The organism is Pelagicoccus enzymogenes, from assembly GCF_014803405.1.
GTDB lineage: Bacteria > Verrucomicrobiota > Verrucomicrobiia > Opitutales > Opitutaceae > Pelagicoccus > Pelagicoccus enzymogenes.
Window position 1 is genome coordinate 708,696 of record NZ_JACYFG010000051.1, and the last position, 17,406, is coordinate 726,101.

15 protein-coding genes and 1 riboswitch are annotated in these 17,406 nt (G+C 57.1%); of the genes, 13 read left to right on the forward strand and 2 right to left on the reverse strand.

Features of this window, described 5'->3' with window-relative positions; all coding sequences use genetic code 11:
* Nucleotides 1-74: 74 nt before the first annotated feature.
* Nucleotides 75-1,394, reverse strand: coding sequence for an MFS transporter (locus IEN85_RS21825; RefSeq protein WP_191619219.1), 1,320 nt, complete (start codon nucleotides 1,392-1,394; stop codon nucleotides 75-77).
* Between the two features lie 205 nt (nucleotides 1,395-1,599).
* Here IEN85_RS21825 and IEN85_RS21830 point away from each other — a divergent pair, with 205 nt between their 5' ends.
* The 11 genes from IEN85_RS21830 to IEN85_RS21880 all read left to right on the forward strand — a co-directional run bounded on the left by IEN85_RS21830 (nucleotide 1,600) and on the right by IEN85_RS21880 (nucleotide 14,042).
* Nucleotides 1,600-2,463 carry a DUF2911 domain-containing protein gene (locus IEN85_RS21830; protein ID WP_191619220.1) on the forward strand — a complete coding sequence of 288 codons (864 nt, stop codon included), beginning with the start codon at nucleotides 1,600-1,602 and terminating at the stop codon, nucleotides 2,461-2,463.
* A 78-nt stretch (nucleotides 2,464-2,541) separates the two neighbouring features.
* The gene (locus IEN85_RS21835) at nucleotides 2,542-5,058 is read left to right on the forward strand and encodes a PIG-L family deacetylase (RefSeq protein ID WP_191619221.1); all 2,517 of its coding nucleotides are present in this window, start codon (nucleotides 2,542-2,544) and stop codon (nucleotides 5,056-5,058) included.
* Nucleotides 5,059-5,080: 22 nt separating this feature from the next.
* On the forward strand, nucleotides 5,081-5,218 hold the full coding sequence (locus tag IEN85_RS21840; protein ID WP_191619222.1) for a hypothetical protein: 138 nt from the start codon (nucleotides 5,081-5,083) through the stop codon (nucleotides 5,216-5,218).
* Nucleotides 5,215-6,921: a sodium:solute symporter family protein gene (locus IEN85_RS21845; RefSeq protein WP_191619223.1), complete on the forward strand. Its 1,707-nt coding sequence runs from the start codon at nucleotides 5,215-5,217 to the stop codon at nucleotides 6,919-6,921. The genes IEN85_RS21840 and IEN85_RS21845 overlap by 4 nt, the downstream gene beginning before the upstream one ends.
* A complete protein-coding gene (locus IEN85_RS21850) occupies nucleotides 6,918-7,688 on the forward strand; it encodes a hypothetical protein (protein ID WP_224772778.1) in 771 nt (256 codons plus the stop codon). Before IEN85_RS21845 ends, IEN85_RS21850 begins: the two co-directional genes overlap by 4 nt.
* Nucleotides 7,675-8,391 (forward strand): PIG-L deacetylase family protein, encoded by a 717-nt coding sequence (locus tag IEN85_RS21855; protein WP_191619224.1) that lies wholly within the window; start codon nucleotides 7,675-7,677, stop codon nucleotides 8,389-8,391. Before IEN85_RS21850 ends, IEN85_RS21855 begins: the two co-directional genes overlap by 14 nt.
* Nucleotides 8,392-9,528: an N-acetyl-alpha-D-glucosaminyl L-malate synthase BshA gene (bshA, locus tag IEN85_RS21860; RefSeq protein ID WP_191619225.1), complete on the forward strand. Its 1,137-nt coding sequence runs from the start codon at nucleotides 8,392-8,394 to the stop codon at nucleotides 9,526-9,528.
* Between the two features lie 86 nt (nucleotides 9,529-9,614).
* Nucleotides 9,615-9,980 (forward strand): nucleotide pyrophosphohydrolase, encoded by a 366-nt coding sequence (locus IEN85_RS21865; protein ID WP_191619226.1) that lies wholly within the window; start codon nucleotides 9,615-9,617, stop codon nucleotides 9,978-9,980.
* Between the two features lie 11 nt (nucleotides 9,981-9,991).
* Nucleotides 9,992-11,116, forward strand: a complete 1,125-nt coding sequence (locus tag IEN85_RS21870; RefSeq protein ID WP_191619227.1) for an FIST signal transduction protein — start codon at nucleotides 9,992-9,994, stop codon at nucleotides 11,114-11,116.
* Entirely contained in the window at nucleotides 11,116-12,300 is a 1,185-nt protein-coding gene (locus IEN85_RS21875; RefSeq protein WP_191619228.1) for a sensor histidine kinase, read from the forward strand. The genes IEN85_RS21870 and IEN85_RS21875 overlap by 1 nt, the downstream gene beginning before the upstream one ends.
* A 96-nt stretch (nucleotides 12,301-12,396) precedes the next feature.
* Nucleotides 12,397-12,479, forward strand: a riboswitch (ZMP/ZTP riboswitch).
* Between the two features lie 33 nt (nucleotides 12,480-12,512).
* A complete protein-coding gene (locus tag IEN85_RS21880; protein ID WP_191619229.1) occupies nucleotides 12,513-14,042 on the forward strand; it encodes a glycine hydroxymethyltransferase in 1,530 nt (509 codons plus the stop codon).
* 99 nt (nucleotides 14,043-14,141) lie between these two features.
* Here IEN85_RS21880 and IEN85_RS21885 read toward each other — a convergent pair whose 3' ends face one another.
* Nucleotides 14,142-14,549 carry a TlpA family protein disulfide reductase gene (locus tag IEN85_RS21885; RefSeq protein ID WP_191619230.1) on the reverse strand — a complete coding sequence of 136 codons (408 nt, stop codon included), beginning with the start codon at nucleotides 14,547-14,549 and terminating at the stop codon, nucleotides 14,142-14,144.
* 243 nt (nucleotides 14,550-14,792) lie between these two features.
* Here IEN85_RS21885 and IEN85_RS21890 point away from each other — a divergent pair, with 243 nt between their 5' ends.
* Nucleotides 14,793-15,359 (forward strand): TonB family protein, encoded by a 567-nt coding sequence (locus IEN85_RS21890; RefSeq protein ID WP_191619231.1) that lies wholly within the window; start codon nucleotides 14,793-14,795, stop codon nucleotides 15,357-15,359.
* Nucleotides 15,360-15,426: 67 nt separating this feature from the next.
* Nucleotides 15,427-17,352 carry a methyl-accepting chemotaxis protein gene (locus IEN85_RS21895; RefSeq protein WP_224772780.1) on the forward strand — a complete coding sequence of 642 codons (1,926 nt, stop codon included), beginning with the start codon at nucleotides 15,427-15,429 and terminating at the stop codon, nucleotides 17,350-17,352.
* Nucleotides 17,353-17,406 lie beyond the last annotated feature (54 nt).

Sequence of the window (17,406 nt, forward strand, 5' to 3'; positions counted from 1 at the left end):
GCTCGCAACAACCGCTTGGGCTGCGGGCTGGCAATCGCTTGCTGGAGCTTCCTGTGCCCTTGAGGGACGTGGAATTACGCTTCCGTTTTGACCGGCTGGGGCAAGCGTAGGCAAAGCGCGACGGCTAGGGCTACGATGCCGGCTCCGATCAGGTAGACCACGTCCGATCCGTACCACCAGAAGACCAGGCTCGCGGAAATAGGGCCGACGGCTCGTCCGAGGGAGCCGATGGAGCGAAAGACGCCAAGGGCGGCTCCTTGCTCTTCGGGCTTGGCGTAAAGCGATACGAGGGAAGTGAGGGTGGGGATGCTCAGGCCGGATCCGATTGCCATGAAGGTGAGGCCGAGATAGAGGGAGCCCTGCGTCTCTGCTTGGGAAAGGAGGGCTAGGCCGATGGCGACTAGGCTCAATCCGCCGAGGGCGGTTGGCTTTTCGCCGATTTTGGGGGCGAGGCGGCGTACGATGCCGCCTTGGACCACGATGAGGATGAAGCCGATGAAGACCATCATGAGGGTGATGTCGACCGGCGTGTAGCCGAAGCGTTGCACTCCTAGGAAGGAGAGAGTGAACTCCATGCCGCTGAAGGCGAATATGTATACCAGGTAAGCGATGTTGGTACGGAGAACCGCTTGCGACTGCGGCTGGAAAACGCGCTTGAGCGGGTTACGTGACAGCTTGCTTTGGCCTCGCTTTTCGGGAGGGAGCGATTCGGCGAAGCGAGCTCGTATCCAAAGAATGTTTACAAGCGAGAGGCCGCAGGCGACCAAGGCAACGGTTGAGAAGGGATTGATGCCGACCGCGCCGAGGTCCGGATTCCAATCCAGTGGATTGAGCATGGCGCAGGTGCCGCCGATGGCGGGACCGACCACGAAGCCGAGACCGAAGGCGGCGCCCACCATGCCCATGCCTTTGGAGCGGTTTTCCTTGGTGGTGACGTCGGCCACCGCTGCGGTGGCGACAGATAGATTGCCTGCCATGGCTCCTCCGATTAGGCGAGCGACGATGAGCAGGGCGAAGTTGCCCGCGAAGAGCCACACGAAGTAACTGAGGAAGGTTCCGGTGGTGGTGATGAGCAGGACCTTGCGGCGCCCTACGCGGTCGGAGAAGGCTCCCCAGATGGGAGCGAAGACGAATTGCAGAGCGGCGTAGAGGGAACCGAGCACGCCTCCGAAGAGGACTGGCGTGAAGCGTTCGGAACCGTCGGTTACGTGAGCGAGTTGCTCGAGAATCCAGGCAAGCAGTCCGTGTTGGCCGTCGAGCTCGAGATAGTAGTCGAGCATCGACGGGAAAAGGGGGAAGATCACGCTGAAGCCGACCAAATCGATGAAAATCGTCAGGAAAATGACTCCGAGCGAGAGGCTCTTGGCTGAAGGCTGTGGATTGGATGGGCTCAAGGGCGACGTTTATTAGGGGGTGAGATTGGGCAGGCAAGCGCAAAGGCGGGGCGCTCCTCGGTGGCTTTTTCGACGGAAAGGTCGAATTGCCCTCGCGGCAAAAAAGCTGCAGCCAAAGCGAGGCCTACAGAGTATATCTTGCGGGGCTTGGACTATTCCGGCCAGCCGCCCTGTTCGTCTTGCTATTCAAAAACACTGCTACTCTATGAACCCTATCAGCTGCCTACTGAAACGCGCCGTTCTCCTCGGCGCCTCGATCGCTCTCGCCGCCAATGTCTCGGCGCAATTGAAAACGCCAGCTGCCAGCCCGCATGCGGTGCTGGAGCAAACGGTCGGCCTGACCGAAGTCGCGGTCGACTACTCCCGACCCAGCGTGAAAGGACGGGAGATCTTCGGAGGCCTCGTACCCTACGGTAAGGTTTGGAGGACCGGAGCCAACCAACCGAGCAAGATCAGCTTCAGCGACGACGTGGTTTTGGGCGGGGAAAAGGTTCCAGCCGGACAATATGCCTTCTACACCATTCCCGGAAAGACGGAGTGGACCGTTATCATTTACAAGAGCACCGATCTTTGGGGCTCCATGGGTTACGATCCGAAGAACGATTTGGTTCGCTTCACGGTCAAGCCCACCAAGTTGGCCCAGCCGGTGGAGTCCATGACGTTCTCGATCGATGGACTGCGCAACGACGGCGCCTTGCTGCAGCTCGATTGGGATCGCACGCGTATCGCTATCCCCATGGAAGTTCCGACCGCTGAAAAAGTGATGGCCCAGATCGAGGAGCTCCGCGGTACGCCTGCCTTCGAAAAGCCAAACGTGCTCTTCAGCGCCGGAACCTATTATCACGAGTCTGGCAAGGATCTTGAAACCGCACTCGAGTGGGTAAGCAAAGCCTGCGAGTTGAGCGATCGTCCCGCATACTGGATGTTCGCTCGCAAGGCCCGCATCGAAGTGGAGCTTGGCAAGACCGCTGCAGCGAAGGTTTCCGCTGAGAAAACGCTCGAGTTGGCGACCGCCGGCGGAAACGCGGACTACCAGAAAATCGCCAGAGACATTCTCGCCAAGCTCTAGGCCCAACGTTTCTAATCCGCCGCGCTCCTTGCGGCGGATTTCTCCTTTCGCGTATCCCGATCCGCCAACGTCACTCTTATGTCTCTTGAACTTTTTCGAAACGTGAGCTGCTGCCTGCTCTCGATCGCTTCGTCGGCCAGCTTGTTGCAAGCTCAAGCGATCGATGCTCCAGAACCACAGACGGGATCCGAGATCCTTTGGTCGCTCCAAAAGTTGGATACGCTCGGAAGGGCGCTTTACGTTGCCGCCCATCCGGACGACGAGAATACCAGCTTGATCTCCTACCTGTCGTTGGGGCGAAAGTACGATACGGCTTACCTCTCCCTCACGCGTGGCGACGGTGGACAAAACTTGATCGGCCCCGAGTTGCGTGACCAGTTGGGAGTGATCCGCACTCAGGAGTTGCTGGAAGCCCGCAAGGTCGATGGCGGTCAGCAGTTTTTTAGTCGAGCGAGGGATTTCGGCTTTTCCAAGCATCCGGATGAAACCTTCCGCATCTGGGATCGAGAAGGCGTCTTGGCGGATACAGTATGGGTGATTCGAAACTTTCAACCGGATGTCCTCATCACGCGCTTCAGTCCGGTTCCCGGCACCACGCATGGGCACCACACCGCATCGACTATTCTGGCCCTGGAAGCTTTTGAAGCGGCCGCGGACCCAGAGAGGTTCCCCGAGCAGCTAGACTTTGTGAATACATGGCAGGCGAAGCGAGTCGTTTGGAACACCAGCAGCTGGTTCTTCCGCAATAACAACGTAACCTTCGACGAGGAAAAGTACTCGCGCCTCGACGTGGGGGGATTCGAACCCTTGCTGGGGCGGTCCTACAACGAGATCGCTTCCGTGAGCCGCAGCATGCACCTGAGCCAAGGCTTTGGAACCAGTATCGATCGGGGATCGCGTATCGAGTACTTCGAGCACTTAGCGGGAGCCCCCGTGGAGGGGGATATATTCAGTGGCGTCGACACCACTTGGGATCGTGTTGAAGGTTCGGATACGGTACAACTGAAAGTCAAAGAGGTGATCGCCAGTTTCGACGTCACCAATCCTGCGAAGTCGGTACCCGCTCTATTGGAACTGCGAGACGCGATCGGCTCGCTTCCGGAAACGAATTGGGCGTTGCGTAAGCGAGCGGAGTTGGATCGCATTGTTTTGTCTTGCATGGGGCTCGATTTGAGAGCCTTGAGCTCTGACCACTACGTTCAAAACGGGGATGTCATGCGCATCTCCATTGAACTCATCAATCGTTCGCAAGTGGCCGCGCGACTAGCGGGAGTGGCGGTTCCTTTTGTCGATTTGGTCGAGCAGCCGAATCTGGAACTCCGCTTCAACGAGCGTATCAACCACAACCTTACGGCTTCGATTTCCGAAGATACTCCGCTTCCGCAACCTTACTGGCTGGAAAAGGAAGGGAGCTTGGGGATGTTTGACGTGGAAGATCAGCTTCTGATTGGGAAAGCTGAAAACGATCCGGCGTTTTACGCAGAAGTGGCGATCGAAGTGATGGGGCGATCGATCCTAGTGGGGCTACCTATCGAGTACCGTGATGTGGATCCAGCCAAGGGGGAAACGATTCGCCCCGTGCGGAACCTGCCAGCTGCAGCGGTGGAGTTCGCGAATCCTGTCAGTCTCTTTCCGAACTATATCAGTCGCCAGGTTGACGTTTCCGTATCGGCCTTGTTGGACGACGTTTCAGGGCAGCTCTCCCTCGAGCTTCCGCGAGGTTGGAAGGTTGAGCCCGAGTACTACGAGGTTGAAACGATCCGCAGCGGCGGTTCGCGGAACTACTCTTTTACTGTGACCCCTCGTCCGGCGGCTGAGCAGGTGAGCATTGCTGCCCGCTTGTCGACGATGTCAGGCGAGTTCAAGCAGTCGGTCGCCCAGATCGAATACGAGCACATTCGAGAGCAAACCGTATTTGCCCGTGCGGAAACGCGGGCGGTAAGCTTGGAGGTTGCCCGATTGGGACAACGGGTCGGATACCTTCCCGGAGCAGGGGATGTGGTCCCTGCTAGCATCCGGGAAATTGGCTACGAGGTGGTCGAGCTTTCCGCTGAGAGCTTCGACCCGAACGTTCTGGCTTCGCTTGATACGGTGGTCGTTGGTATCCGAGCTTACAATACGATCGATAACATCGAAGCGATCATGGAAGATCTGTTTCGCTTCACCGAAAAGGGCGGTACTGTCGTGGTGCAATACAATACCAACCGCGCTCTGAAGACTCACAAGTTCGCTCCCTATTCATTAAACATCTCGCGGGATCGCGTCACCGACGAGACTGCTGACGTGCGCGTGATCGCTCCCGAGCACCCGGTCATGAACGTGCCGAACCAGATTTCGGCGGAAGACTTCGAACATTGGACCCAGGAAAGAGGGCTTTATTTTCCGAACTCTTGGGACAGGGCCTTTCAGCCTATCTTTTCGATCAATGATCCCGGAGAAACCCCCAGCGAAGGAAGCTTGCTTGTCGCCCCGTATGGCGAAGGGTATTTCGTTTACACGGGCATCTCTTGGTTTCGTCAATTGCCAGCTGGCGTTCCGGGCGCCTATCGAATTTTCGCGAACATACTATCCCTTGGACATGATCCAGAGAGCTGAGGCCGAAAGTTAAGTCATCGTAATGGATACCAACAAAGAAGATCAGGGCGCTGAGAAAGTGCCCGTATTCGGTAGCTGGAGACGAACCTACTGGTTCGTAGCTCTCTTTTTCGTAGTGGAAGTGGTCGCTTTCTACGTGTTTACCCAGCATTACTCGTGAGCGCTTTAGATTATATTGTACTGCTGAGTACGCTTTTGGGAATAGCCGCCTACGGCATGTGGCGCACGCGCACGAGTGGAGGCTTGCAAGGCTACCTCAAAGGGGACGACTCCATACGCTGGGGCACGATTGGGCTCTCTGTGATGGCGACGCAGGCCAGCGCCATTACTTTCCTCTCTACGCCTGGTAAGGCTTATGACGACGGCATGGGATTCGTGCAGAACTATTTTGGCATGCCATTCGCCATCATATTTATCTGTGTGTTTTTCATCCCGATCTACCGTAAACTCAACGTGTATACGTCCTATGAATACCTAGGACAACGCTTTGATTCCAAAACGCGATACTTGGGAGCTTTCTTGTTTTTGATTCAGAGAGGCTTGGCTGCGGGGATAACGATATACGCTCCGGCGATTGTCATCTCGTCCCTGCTTGGCTGGAACCTCGACCTTACCATCGTGTTGGTGGGCGCCTTGGTAGTGGTCTACACGGTTTCGGGTGGCACCAAAGCGGTCAGCATTACGCAGCGCTACCAGATGGGGATCATCTTGGTGGGCATGTTTGTCGCCTTCGCCATGATCATCGGGAACTTGCCGGACGACGTGTCCTTTAGCTCGGCGCTGTCGGTTGCGGGGGCAATGGACAAGCTGGAGGTGGTCAATTTCTCTTTCGACATCGAGGAACGGTACACTTTTTGGTCGGGACTGTTTGGCGGCTTGTTTCTGTCGTTGTCCTACTTCGGCACGGACCAATCGCAGGTGCAACGTTACTTGGCCGGTACGTCCGTGAGCGCCAGCCGCTTCGGACTGTTGTTCAACGCGGTGGTCAAGATTCCCATGCAGTTCTTTATCCTGTTTGTGGGGGTTATGGTGTTTGTCTTTTACCTTTTTGAAGAACCGCCTGTATTCTTCAATCAAGCAACCTTAGATGCCGTATCGGAAACGGAATACGCGGACGGCCTCGCCGTCCTGCGAGATCGTTATGCGTCGGTGGTGGAGGAGCGAGCCGCTGCAGTTCGTCAATTGGCTGCCGATTTGCAGAACGGAGATGATGCAGCGGTCGCTGTGTCCAAGGAGCTCGCGGTTCGACTGGAGTCCGAAGCTTTGGGAGTGCGAGAAGAGGTGAAGAGCTTGATTGGTCAAGCCGGCGAAGATTTCGAGGCGAAGGATTCGGACTATGTGTTTATCACCTTCATCCTAAACTACCTGCCGGAAGGGTTGATTGGCTTGCTCGTTGCGGTGATTTTTGCGGCTGCCATGTCCTCCACGGCTTCGGAACTCAACGCCCTCGGCTCCACTACGATGGTCGATTTTTATTCCCGCTGGGCGAAGGGAGAGCAGTCCGATGCCCACTATGTAAGGGTATCGCGAATACTCACCGCAGCATGGGGTGGCCTAGCCATTTTCTTCGCTCTCTACGCGAACTTGGTGGAGAACTTGATTGAGGCAGTGAATATCCTCGGCTCGCTTTTTTACGGCGGTATCTTGGGAATGTTTTTGGTGGCCTTCTTTGTTAAATCGGTTCGCGGGAGCGCTGTTTTCTACGCGGCGATTGTGAGTCAGCTTGCTGTGCTCGTTATGTACAAGACTTTGGGGATAGGCTATCTCTGGTATAATTTGATTGGTTGCGGGATGGTCATGATTTTGTCCTATGTCCTGCAAGTAACTATCTTCCGCAAACAAGAGAGAGGAAGCAAGGCATGAGCAAGGCTCCCGTGATCGCGTTTGGCCAACAACCCTGCGGCTTTTTTCCGAAGCGGTTCCTCGTATCCAAAATCTGGACTGCGAAGCGCTTGCAGCAGGAGATTGGAGGAGAGGTGGTTTTCTTCTACCACGACTGCGACCATGATCCGCGGGAAACGCAAACGAAGTTGACCCATCTCAAGACTGGGGATCTTCATTGCTTGAATTTCGCTTTCGAGAACAAGATCCAGAAAAAGTACTCGCCGCTTTTTGCTAAGCGAGTGGATCGTAATTGGCAGGCGAATACTGCTCGACAGCTCCCCCAGTTTGTGAGCGAGGAACTCACCGAGCTCTTTGACTCCATTCGAGAGGAGAACGTGGCAGACTTTTGTCTAGCTATGTATCGCGGCATGGGATTGCTGGAGGGGATTCGGGTAGAGCGTTCGGGGGCGCCGGAATTTCGTCGTAAGGCGATCGCGGTGGATGATTACTTCGTGGATACGGAGCTGGAGGGCGAAGTGGTCCGAGCTCGCTTGCACAACGGTGGTTTTGCGCTCCACCAGGGTGGGAGCTCCTATCTGCCGGTGGAAGCGGATCCAAGCGACAAGGGAAGGATCACGCCGTCCCGCGACACGCGCCTGCGTTGGATGCAATCCGTTTTGGGATGTACGCACTATGTCGCAGGGGCTGGGGAGATAAAATACTTGAACAAGGACGACGCACCTGAGATCGAGTTTGTTGAACGTGACCCCATTGAACGCAGCGACGAAGCTTATGTCGGAGAGTAAGGAACTTTCTATCCTAGTTGTAGGAGCCCACCCGGACGATATCGAGTTCGGCTGCGGCGCCATCCTGCTAAAGGAGGCGGAGAGCGGCGCTCGTATTCACTTTTTGGTGTGCTCTCTCGGTGAAGCGGGGAGTAATGGAACTCCTCAGGAACGGGAGGCGGAGAGTCGAGCGGCAGCAGCCCGCTGCGGAGCGACAATCGATTTCATCGAATGCGGTGGAGACGGGAATATGCAGGCGACGCCGGAAACAGCTCGCGGGATCGCCCGCAGGATTCGGGAGACGAAGGCAACGGTACTCTTAGCCCCAAGTTTAGTGGCGAACCAGCATCCGGACCATTCAGCCATCGGCAAAGCAGCCCAGGATGCCGCTCGCCTCGCTCGCTACGCAGGGATTGCGGAGCTGTCAGATGCGCCGCCTCATGCGATTGCCTCGCTTTACTTCTATGCTATCACTCCCGGCGCGGAGCCTCGCGAAGGCACTCCCTTCGTATTCGATGTTTCGCTGCAGGTCGACGCTTGGCGTGAGATGATGAACTGTCACCAGTCCCAAATGAAAACCCGTCGCTATCTGGATCTCCAGCTTTCGCGAGCGCGGACTTTGGGGCTGCAAACAGGGTGCGAGTACGCTCAAGCCCTCTGGCCCAACGATCCGGTTCTCGTGAACGGGTTGAATTCGGCGCCGCGTGGCATTCGTCTGTTCTAGGTGGACTCCAACAAACCCCTGAAAATCGGCATTGCCTGCTACCCTTTGGTGGGGGGAAGCGGAATTCTCGCTTCGGCTCTGGGGATGGAGCTCGCCGCTCGCGGGCACGAGGTCCACTTCTTCAGCTACGCTAAACCCGTACGCCTCGATACTTCCCTGCCGCGTATTCACTTCCATCCGGTTGCGGTGTCGAAGTACAAGCTGTTCGAATACGCCGACTACACCTTGCCGCTGGCGGTCAAATTGGCGGAGGTCGCTGACCAAGCCCATCTCGACATCATTCACGCTCATTACGCGGTGCCGCACGCCACGGCTGCCTACATCGCCAAGCGTATGGCGAAGCAGGACCGTTTGCGGATCGTGACGACCTTGCACGGAACGGATACCACTTTGCTTGGGCGGGATCCCAACTACCGGAGAGCGATCGAGTACTCGCTGCAGCACTCGGATCGGGTAACGACGGTCTCGGATAGCTTGCGTCGAGACACGGAGGAAATCTTCGACGTGGGCAAGCCGGTGGAGGTGATCCACAATTTCTACACGCCCGGTCGGCCGACTTCCACACGGGAGACCATGCGCAAGGACTTAGGCCTGGGAGACTGCTTCACGCTCTTCCACGCTTCCAATTTAAGATCGGTGAAGCGTATCGACCTTTTGCTGCAGTCGGTGGCTCGCTGCAAACTTCGAGAGAACTTGAAGCTCGTCATCCTGGCCGGAAATTCCTTCGAAGCCTTCGAAGGTCAAGTGAAGGACTTGGGGTTGGAGGAGACGGTGATCGTGCGAGAAAACGGGTATCCGATCGAAGACTACATCGAAGCTTGTGACTTCGGGATCTACACGTCGGAGACGGAGAGCTTTTGCCTGAGTATCCTCGAAGGAATGTTTTTGGGCAAAGCCGCTTTGGCGTTTCGAGTCGGAGGCATTCCGGAAGTCATGGAAGAGAACCTTTCCGGTTTGTTGTGCGACTTTGGAGATTGCGACGCCATGGCGTCTGCTATCGACGCGTTGGCGGCAGGACCGGAGCGAGCCAGGGAAATGGGGGCCGAAGCGAAAAAACGGGCTCTGGGGCGCTTCACGGCGGACAGGATCGTGCCGCTGTACCTTGAGTGTTACCGTCAGGCCTTGGCGGACAGCTGAGAGAGAAGGGGCTGCCCTCGGGCAAGGATGAATTAAGTTAAGCTCGGAACTCGCTTTCTGGCCGTGTATCCGTTCACTGATTACCCATGTCTTGGACGGATAAGGAAACGCCGGTCTCGGAGCTCAAGGAGCGGGTCGCGGCTTTTGCTAGGGAGCGCGATTGGGAGCAGTTCCATACGCTAAAGAACCTCAGCGTCGCCTTGGCAGGGGAAGCGGCGGAGTTGATGGAGCCGTTCCAGTGGCTGGAGGGAGATCGCTGCAAAGCGCTCTTACAGGATTCGGCTAAGCGAGAGGCGATTGAGGACGAGCTGGCCGACGTCGTCATCTACGCCCTGCAATTCGCGAACCGGGGAGGAATCGACCTCGCGTTGGCAATTGACCGGAAAATGGCTAAGAATGCACTCAAGTACCCCGTAGACTTGGCCAAGGGAAGCGCGGAGAAGCGGGGTTAGTACTCTTCAGCATGCCGATAAAAAGTAGCCACAGCCCGCAAGTCTCGGATCTCGCCGCCAGCATCGAAGCGGTCGCCTCGCAGCCGGAGGTGCGCTCCTTGCTGGTATTGGCTTGCGACGAAAACGGCTACACCGCCGCCGCCTTGGATCCCATCCTGAAGGCTCAGGACTTGCCTTTGGCAGGGGGCATTTTCCCGCAGATCATCTTGGGGCCGACGCGCATGGAAAAGGGCCACATCGTTGTGGGCTTGAGGGAAACCTTGCAGGTCGAGACGATTGCAGGCTTGAGCGATCTGAGTGAGGATTTTGAAGCGCGATTGGAAGCGTTGGACGTAGACTTCTCCGATACGCGCACTGTGATGGTTTTCGTGGATGGCTTGTCCTCTCGTATCAACACCCTCGTGGAGGAGCTGTTTGCCGTCTTTGGATTGGAGGCGAACTACATCGGCGGTGGAGCGGGATCGCTCAGCTTGGAACAGCGTCCCTGCTTGTTCACCAACGGCGGACTGGTCAAGGACTGCGCGGTCTTGGCTTTCTCCAACTTGCAAACGGGCATCGGCGTTTCGCACGGCTGGCAGGAGCTGGAGGGCCCCTTCGAGGTGACGGAGTCGGACCGCAACACCTTGATTTCGCTCGATTGGCAGCCCGCCTTCGAGGTTTACCGCGAAACGGTGGAAGCTCACGCGGGCAACGTTTTCGCTTCCAAGGACTTTTTCAAGATCGCCAACTCCTACCCCTTTGGCATTAGCCGCCTGGCGGCGGAGAAGATCGTGCGCGACCCGATTTCGCTTGGGCCCAACAAGGAGATCGTTTGCATCGGCGAAGTTCCGCAGCAGGCGTTCGTCCATATTTTGAAGGGCGATCCCGCTTCCTTGATCGCGGCAGCCAAGGAGGCCTTGCGGCGCGGTCGCAGCGGTTACGAGGGAAGGACGGATCGCCGCATGGTGTTCCTGGTGGACTGCATATCCCGCTATCTCTTCCTAGGCGATGAATTTGATCGCGAGCTTGAGGCCTTGTCGATCGACGAGGAGACGCCGCGCTTCGGAGTGCTCAGCTTGGGCGAGATCGCCAACAACCGGAAGGACTACCTCGAGTTCTACAACAAGACGGCGGTAGTCGCAGTGATGGAATCCTGATGTTGCTGCGCGCGGAAGAACAACAGATCTACTACGAGATCTCCATGTCGATCGGGATCGGTTTCGATTACCGAAAGATGCTCAAGGAGTGTGTTGGCAAGTACTTGCGAAAGCTCAATCTCTCTGCGGGTTGCGTCTTGCGCAGGAAGGAACTGGGAAACGGCGTATTTATCCTCGAGCCCTTCTACATGCTGCCCAAGAAGGTCGCGGCCAACCGGGCGATCCAAATCGTAAATTCCCGTCTGCAGCCGCAGTACGATCGCGAGAGCTTGGAGGCCTTGGAAGCGGAGCTTCCTTTTCCCCACAACTCGGTCGACGAGGAATTCGCGCACTTCTTCCGGCTACCCGATTTCGGGGTATTGGTCCTGGTCAAGAGCGGTGGCCCGCTGGACGAGCGGACCATCAACTCCCTGGCGGCCCTTAACGCGAAGTTGGCGAACGCCCTCAACGCCGGCTTGCAGAAGGAAGCCCTGGCGGAAAGCGAGCAGCGGCTCGCGGACGCCAACGAACGCCTGGCGGAGTTCGACGCGGACAAGCTCGCCTTCATCCAGTACATCTCGCACGAGTTGAACACGCCCCTCAATTGGATCGGCAGCTTGAACATGATGGAAAGCCAGTCGCTGACTGCGGAGAACGCGCGTTACCTCGACTTCGCACGCAAGGGCTTCAGCCGCATTTCCCGCTTGGCCCAACTGGCCAGCTCCTACTTCGAAGAGGCGCGGCAGAAGCGGAAAGGCGAAACCCATTTGCTGGGCTTGCGCGATCTCGAGTCCGCCCTGCAGTCGACCATGATGGGCAAGCTTGCCGCCAAGGAGCTGACCTTGGTCTTCGAAGGAGACTGGGAAGGAAACCTGGTGGTCGACAAGGAAGGCCTGATGTGGGTGTTGCAGGTACTCTTGGACAATGCGGTGCACTTTTCGCTCTGGGAGCAGACCATTCGAATTTCCTTGGAGCGAAGCGGAGCGAGCGTCGTGTTTCGCGTGACGGACCAGGGCGTCGGGATCGAGTCGGAGGATCTGCGGGCGATTTTCAAGCCTTGCCAGATGCCGGAGCACAAGCGGAGCGAGGGTGGCTACGGGTTTAGCCTGCCGCGGGCAAATCTCATTTGCGAGGCGAACGCTTGGCGCCTTTCCGTGGTAAGCGAAGGGCAGGGGAAAGGGGCTTGTTTTTCCCTAAGCCTTTGAAGGGCAAACGCTCGCGGACTTTGACCCAAACAGGTGCCGGATGGACGGGGATTTTGTCGCCGACTTCGCATTGACTTCCCTGCAGCCAGCGGCTTTTTTCCGAATTGCGACTGGCGATGCAAAGGCGGGATTGACCGCTGGGAAGCGGTTCAGTTCTATCGCGCGCCTGGGTAGAACTTTTCAGAGAAAAACCGCTTCCAAATCAAATCATCATGAGTGACACCACCGCCGCCACGCCACTGCAGGACTACTTGTCCTCCCGTTCCTCCGAGTCTATCTCGCCCGCTATGGTCAGCTACCTCGCTAGCCTGCAGCAGGTTGCAGAAGTGAATCCCGGGATCGCCCGCTCCATCGTCAAGGAGCTAGAGGACCAACGCAGCAACTTGAAGCTCATCGCTTCGGAAAACTACACGTCCACCAATACTCAGGCTGCCATGGGCAACCTGCTGACGGACAAGTACGCCGAAGGTTTTGCGGGCGCTCGCTACTACGCCGGTTGCGACAACATCGACGACATCGAGTCCGAAGCCTGCCGTCTCGCCTGCGAACTATTCAAGGCAGAGCATGCCTACGTGCAGCCGCACTCCGGGGCGGACGCCAACATGATCGCCTTCTGGGCGATTCTCCAAGCCAAGGTTGGCGTTCCAACGCTCGAGGAACTCGGCGAGCCGAACCCTGCCAAGCTTTCCCGCGAGGATTGGAACAAGGTGCGTGCCGCCATGGGCAACCAGCGCTTGCTGGGGCTCGACTACTACTCGGGCGGCCACCTCACGCACGGTTACCGTTTCAACGTTTCCGCTCAGACTTTCGATGCGTACAGCTACTCGGTCGATCCGGAAACCGGCTTGCTCGACTACGATGCCCTCGAAAAGCAAGCGGAAGAGGTGAAGCCGCTCATCCTGCTCGCCGGCTATTCCGCTTACCCGCGCAAGATGAACTTCCGCCGCATGCGGGAGATCGCAGATAAGGTGGGAGCCGTCTTGATGGTAGACATGGCGCACTTCGCCGGCTTGGTCGCGGGCGACGTGTTCGAAGGCGACTTCAACCCGATGCCCTTCGCGGACGTGGTTACCTCCACCACGCACAAGACCTTGCGCGGACCTCGTGGCGGTATCGTTCTCTGCAAGAAGGAGTTTGCTGAGTTCGTGGACAAGGGCTGCCCGCTCGTCATCGGCGGTCCGCTTCCGCACGTCATGGCGGCCAAGGCCATCGCCTTCCAGGAGGCGCTCAAGCCAGAGTTCAAGGCCTACGCGGCCAAGGTCGTGGAGAACACCAGCGCTCTTGCCCAAGCCATGATCGACGAAGGCCTCACCATCGCGACCGGCGGTTCGGACAATCACTTGCTCCTGATCAACGTGACCAGCTTCGGCCTCAACGGCCGTCAAGCGGAAGCCGCAGTGCGCGAAGCGGGCGTTACCCTCAATCGGAACTCGCTTCCTTTCGACCCGAACGGCCCGCACTACACCAGCGGCCTGCGCGTCGGCGCTCCCGCTGTCACCTCGCTCGGCATGGGCGTAGAGCAGATGAAGGAAATCGCATCCATCTTCAAGCTGATCCTCTCCAACACCAAGCCAGCTACCATCGCCAGCGGCAAGAACGCCGGCCAGCCCAGCAAGGTGAAGTACGAGTTGTCCGACGAAGTGATCGCGGAAGCCCGCGGTCGCGTGAAGGCTTTGCTCGACGAGTTCGTGCTCTACCCGGAGATCGACCTCGACTTCCTCAAGGCCAGCTTCGGCGCCTAGTCGTCGTAGCGCTTCGAAAGCGAATCTTAAAAGAAAGGCGCGTCCCCAGAAGGGACGCGCCTTTTACATTCTTAATGTCGTTTGGGGAGGCTCGAAACCTCAGGCCTTTGTGAGGGCCTTTACCTTGTTGACGATTGCGGCGGCGTCCTCGTCCTTGGTGATGCGCCCGATTTCCTCGCCCGTCTCGCTGTCGAGCAGTATGACGAATCCGGTCTTCACGCCGGTTTGGGAGTAGAGGTCCCCGTAGCCGATTGCGGAGGCCAGCATGCCTGCTTGATGTTGGGTAACCCGGTTCGATACATCGAGCTTCACCAGCAAGAAAGGGCTCTTCTTCAGGTCTTCTGATGCCGCTTGCAATTGGGGGTCTAACATCTTGCAGGCGGAGCACCAGGATGCGTTGAAGTACAGTCCCACCACTTGAGGCTGAGTGACATCAAGCGGCTTCGATTGGGCGATGTTGGCGAGCAGAAAGAGCGAGCTAAGGAATACGATTGTTCTGGTTATCATAGGTCAGTGAATGGTTTCCCATGAGAGCAACGGAGTGGCGTCTTTATTCCCCAGGAGACGCGTTCGGGTGAAATTGCGTTAAGCGATTGTTAATTAGCCAGCGAATCGGCGACAGGGTCTAGTTGTTTTCACTGATTTTGGGAGGTGAGTAGCAAAAGCGATTTAAGCTTCCATAGGCGGGACCGATCTCACTGTGTCCGCGCTCCATACTCAGCCGGCATTAAGTACATCCCGAACTCGATCATGAAAGCCCAGTTTACACGCATCGCCGCCGTTGCCGTTGTCGGAATCTGTTCCGTCGCTGCCTCGTTTGCGGAGGTGTACACAAAGTCCGACGGCACTGCCTATGATGGCGAGGTATACAAAGTTCTAGATGGAGTCGTGTACCTGACGGTCGGGGACGAGAGGGTGAACGCGTCGCTCTCCGAGTTCGATGCAAGCTCGCAAGCCGCTATCGGGGCGTGGGCTGAGGAAAATCCGCATAAGGTGGATGTGTACACGAAGTGGGACGTTCAGCCATCAATCAAGTCCAGCTCGATGCCGAAACTGCCCGAGCAGTTTTTGGCCGAAGAATTTAAAGGCCTGGTTTCGGTCGACCTCGTGTTGAACGAAGCAGGCCAAGTCATACACGCATCAATCAAGAAGTCGACTCACCTAGGCCTAGAAGTTCCCTCCTTGGAAGCTGCCAAGACTTGGATCTTCGAACCTGCCAAGGTCGGAGGAAAGTCGGTTCGCTCAAAGCTTCGCATCCCATTCAAGTTTGTAAATACCCCGCCGCCCCCTCCGGTCGAGGAGGTTCCTGTAAGCTAGTATCCGTTAGGAGACTACACCTTATAAATCTCACAACCTAAGCAACACATCACATCCCACCTGTAAAATGAGCTCAATGTCACTTGCCAAAAAAATTGGCTTCACCATCGCGATAGCTCTTACCTTCTTCGTTGTGCTCGCAGCCGTGTCTTACGTCGCGGTTTCGAAGCTCAACAGCTCTTTCGGAGACTTTTCCGAAAGCGTCGAAGAGGGCAATGCTGCCTCCGACAAAGTTAACGTCGCTCTGTCGATGCGCTCCAACATCGCCGAGTACCTAACGACGACCAATCCTGAACACGTCGAGCATCACCTCGAGATGTACAGCACCTTGTCGTCGGACCTCGAGAAGTTCACCCGAGAAGCGAACAACGACAAGGCCCGCAAGGCGCTCAAAGACGCGACGGCACTGATGGAAGGTTACAACAGCGCGTTCAGCAAAATCGTCGACCTGAAGGGCAAGCAAAGCCAGCTTCTCGACGAGGTCGTGCGCCCAGGTGGCAGGGAGATCAAGGACATGCTCAAAGAGCTGCTGGCCGCTGACCAAGCCAAGGGCGACATCGCGGGTGCCTTCGCGACTTCTTCCGCATTGCAAAGCATGTTCGAAGCTGGGTCCGCAATCAACAGCGTGATCGTGAAGTACAACGAGGAAGACATCGCCGAGGCCAAGGCGAAGGTTGCAGAACTCTCCTCCAAGCTCGGTGTCCTCAAGGACGACTATCAGATGAACGTCGACTTCGACGAAAGCCTGAAGGACGAGCTCAAGGAACGCGTGCTCGCTCAAAGCATCGAAGTGGCCGCCGGCTTCTCCAAGGGTGTCGATGAATTGGCTGCGACCTTGAAGAGCATCGTTGAGATCGATGCTGAAGAGCTTCGCCCAGTCGGTCCTCAGTTCGTCAAGAAGATGGAAGTCTTTCAGGATACGATCGCTGAACATCAGGCTGAATTGAAGGAGAACGCCGAAAGCCTGCAGGCCACTGTTAACTTTTCTGTCGCTCTCATCAGCCTGGTTGGTCTCTCCATCGGCGCAGTAGGCGGATGGTACGTCGTTCGCGGAATTACTCGCAGCATCGACGAGATCGTGGGTCGCCTCCAAGGCGCCGCGGCCGAGACCCTAGTGGCCTCCGAGCAAGTTTCCGCAAGCAGCGAAGCGCTTGCCCGCGACTCCTCTGAACAGGCTGCCTCCATCGAGGAAACCAGTTCCTCTCTCGAGGAGGTCAATGCCATGACCGAAAAGAACGCCCAGAACGCCGAAAACGCGAAGAAGCTTGCCAGCGAAGCCCGTGTTGCTGCGGAGTCTGGCGCCGAGTCCATGAAGGACATGATCACGGCCATGGAGGACATCAAGGAATCTTCCGACAACATTGCCAACATCATCAAGACCATCGACGAAATCGCTTTCCAGACCAACATCCTCGCCCTAAACGCGGCGGTGGAAGCGGCCCGCGCTGGCGAGTCTGGAGCAGGTTTCGCAGTGGTGGCCGACGAAGTTCGCAGTCTGGCTCATCGCTCCGCGGAAGCGGCTTCGATCACAGCCCAGAAGATCGAGAACTCTGTACAGAAGTCCGAGCGTGGCGTTGAGATTAACCAGCGCGTAGCCGAGAATCTACAAACCATCGTGAGCCACACGCAAAAGATGGACGAGATCGTGGGACAAATTTCCGATGCTTCTGCCGAGCAGAACCGTGGCGTCGGCCTCATCCAGACCTCCATCAACAACATGGACAGCGTTACTCAGCGAAACGCAGCCGGAGCGGAAGAGACCGCATCCTCCAGCCGCGTATTGCTCGAGCAGTCGAACAGCATGCAGCGCACGATCCAGGACCTCGTTGCAGTGGTCAATGGTGGTTCCAGCAAGAAGTCCGCAGCCAAGACTCACAGCTCTTATTCAGCTCCCGTCGAAAACGCGTTCGACGCGGCTCCGTCTCGCTCTTCCGGCTCTCGCCAGAACAGCGCGGTGAAGGACGATGCCTTCGCTGACATGTGGGACAACTAACTGAAGCGAGCTCATAGAACACTTCTAGGACGCGCCCCTCTGTGGGGCGCGTCT

Bases quoted from the DNA above. Each gene is read 5' to 3' on its own strand.
- IEN85_RS21830 (WP_191619220.1), top strand. From the start codon at position 1,600: ATGAACCCTATCAGCTGCCTACTGAAACGCGCCGTTCTCCTCGGCGCC.
- IEN85_RS21835 (WP_191619221.1), top strand. From the start codon at position 2,542: ATGTCTCTTGAACTTTTTCGAAACGTGAGCTGCTGCCTGCTCTCGATC.
- IEN85_RS21840 (WP_191619222.1), top strand. From the start codon at position 5,081: ATGGATACCAACAAAGAAGATCAGGGCGCTGAGAAAGTGCCCGTATTC.
- IEN85_RS21850 (WP_224772778.1), top strand. From the start codon at position 6,918: ATGAGCAAGGCTCCCGTGATCGCGTTTGGCCAACAACCCTGCGGCTTT.
- IEN85_RS21855 (WP_191619224.1), top strand. From the start codon at position 7,675: ATGTCGGAGAGTAAGGAACTTTCTATCCTAGTTGTAGGAGCCCACCCG.
- IEN85_RS21865 (WP_191619226.1), top strand. From the start codon at position 9,615: ATGTCTTGGACGGATAAGGAAACGCCGGTCTCGGAGCTCAAGGAGCGG.
- IEN85_RS21870 (WP_191619227.1), top strand. From the start codon at position 9,992: ATGCCGATAAAAAGTAGCCACAGCCCGCAAGTCTCGGATCTCGCCGCC.
- IEN85_RS21875 (WP_191619228.1), top strand. From the start codon at position 11,116: ATGTTGCTGCGCGCGGAAGAACAACAGATCTACTACGAGATCTCCATG.
- IEN85_RS21880 (WP_191619229.1), top strand. From the start codon at position 12,513: ATGAGTGACACCACCGCCGCCACGCCACTGCAGGACTACTTGTCCTCC.
- IEN85_RS21885 (WP_191619230.1), bottom strand. From the start codon at position 14,549: ATGATAACCAGAACAATCGTATTCCTTAGCTCGCTCTTTCTGCTCGCC.
- IEN85_RS21890 (WP_191619231.1), top strand. From the start codon at position 14,793: ATGAAAGCCCAGTTTACACGCATCGCCGCCGTTGCCGTTGTCGGAATC.
- IEN85_RS21895 (WP_224772780.1), top strand. From the start codon at position 15,427: ATGAGCTCAATGTCACTTGCCAAAAAAATTGGCTTCACCATCGCGATA.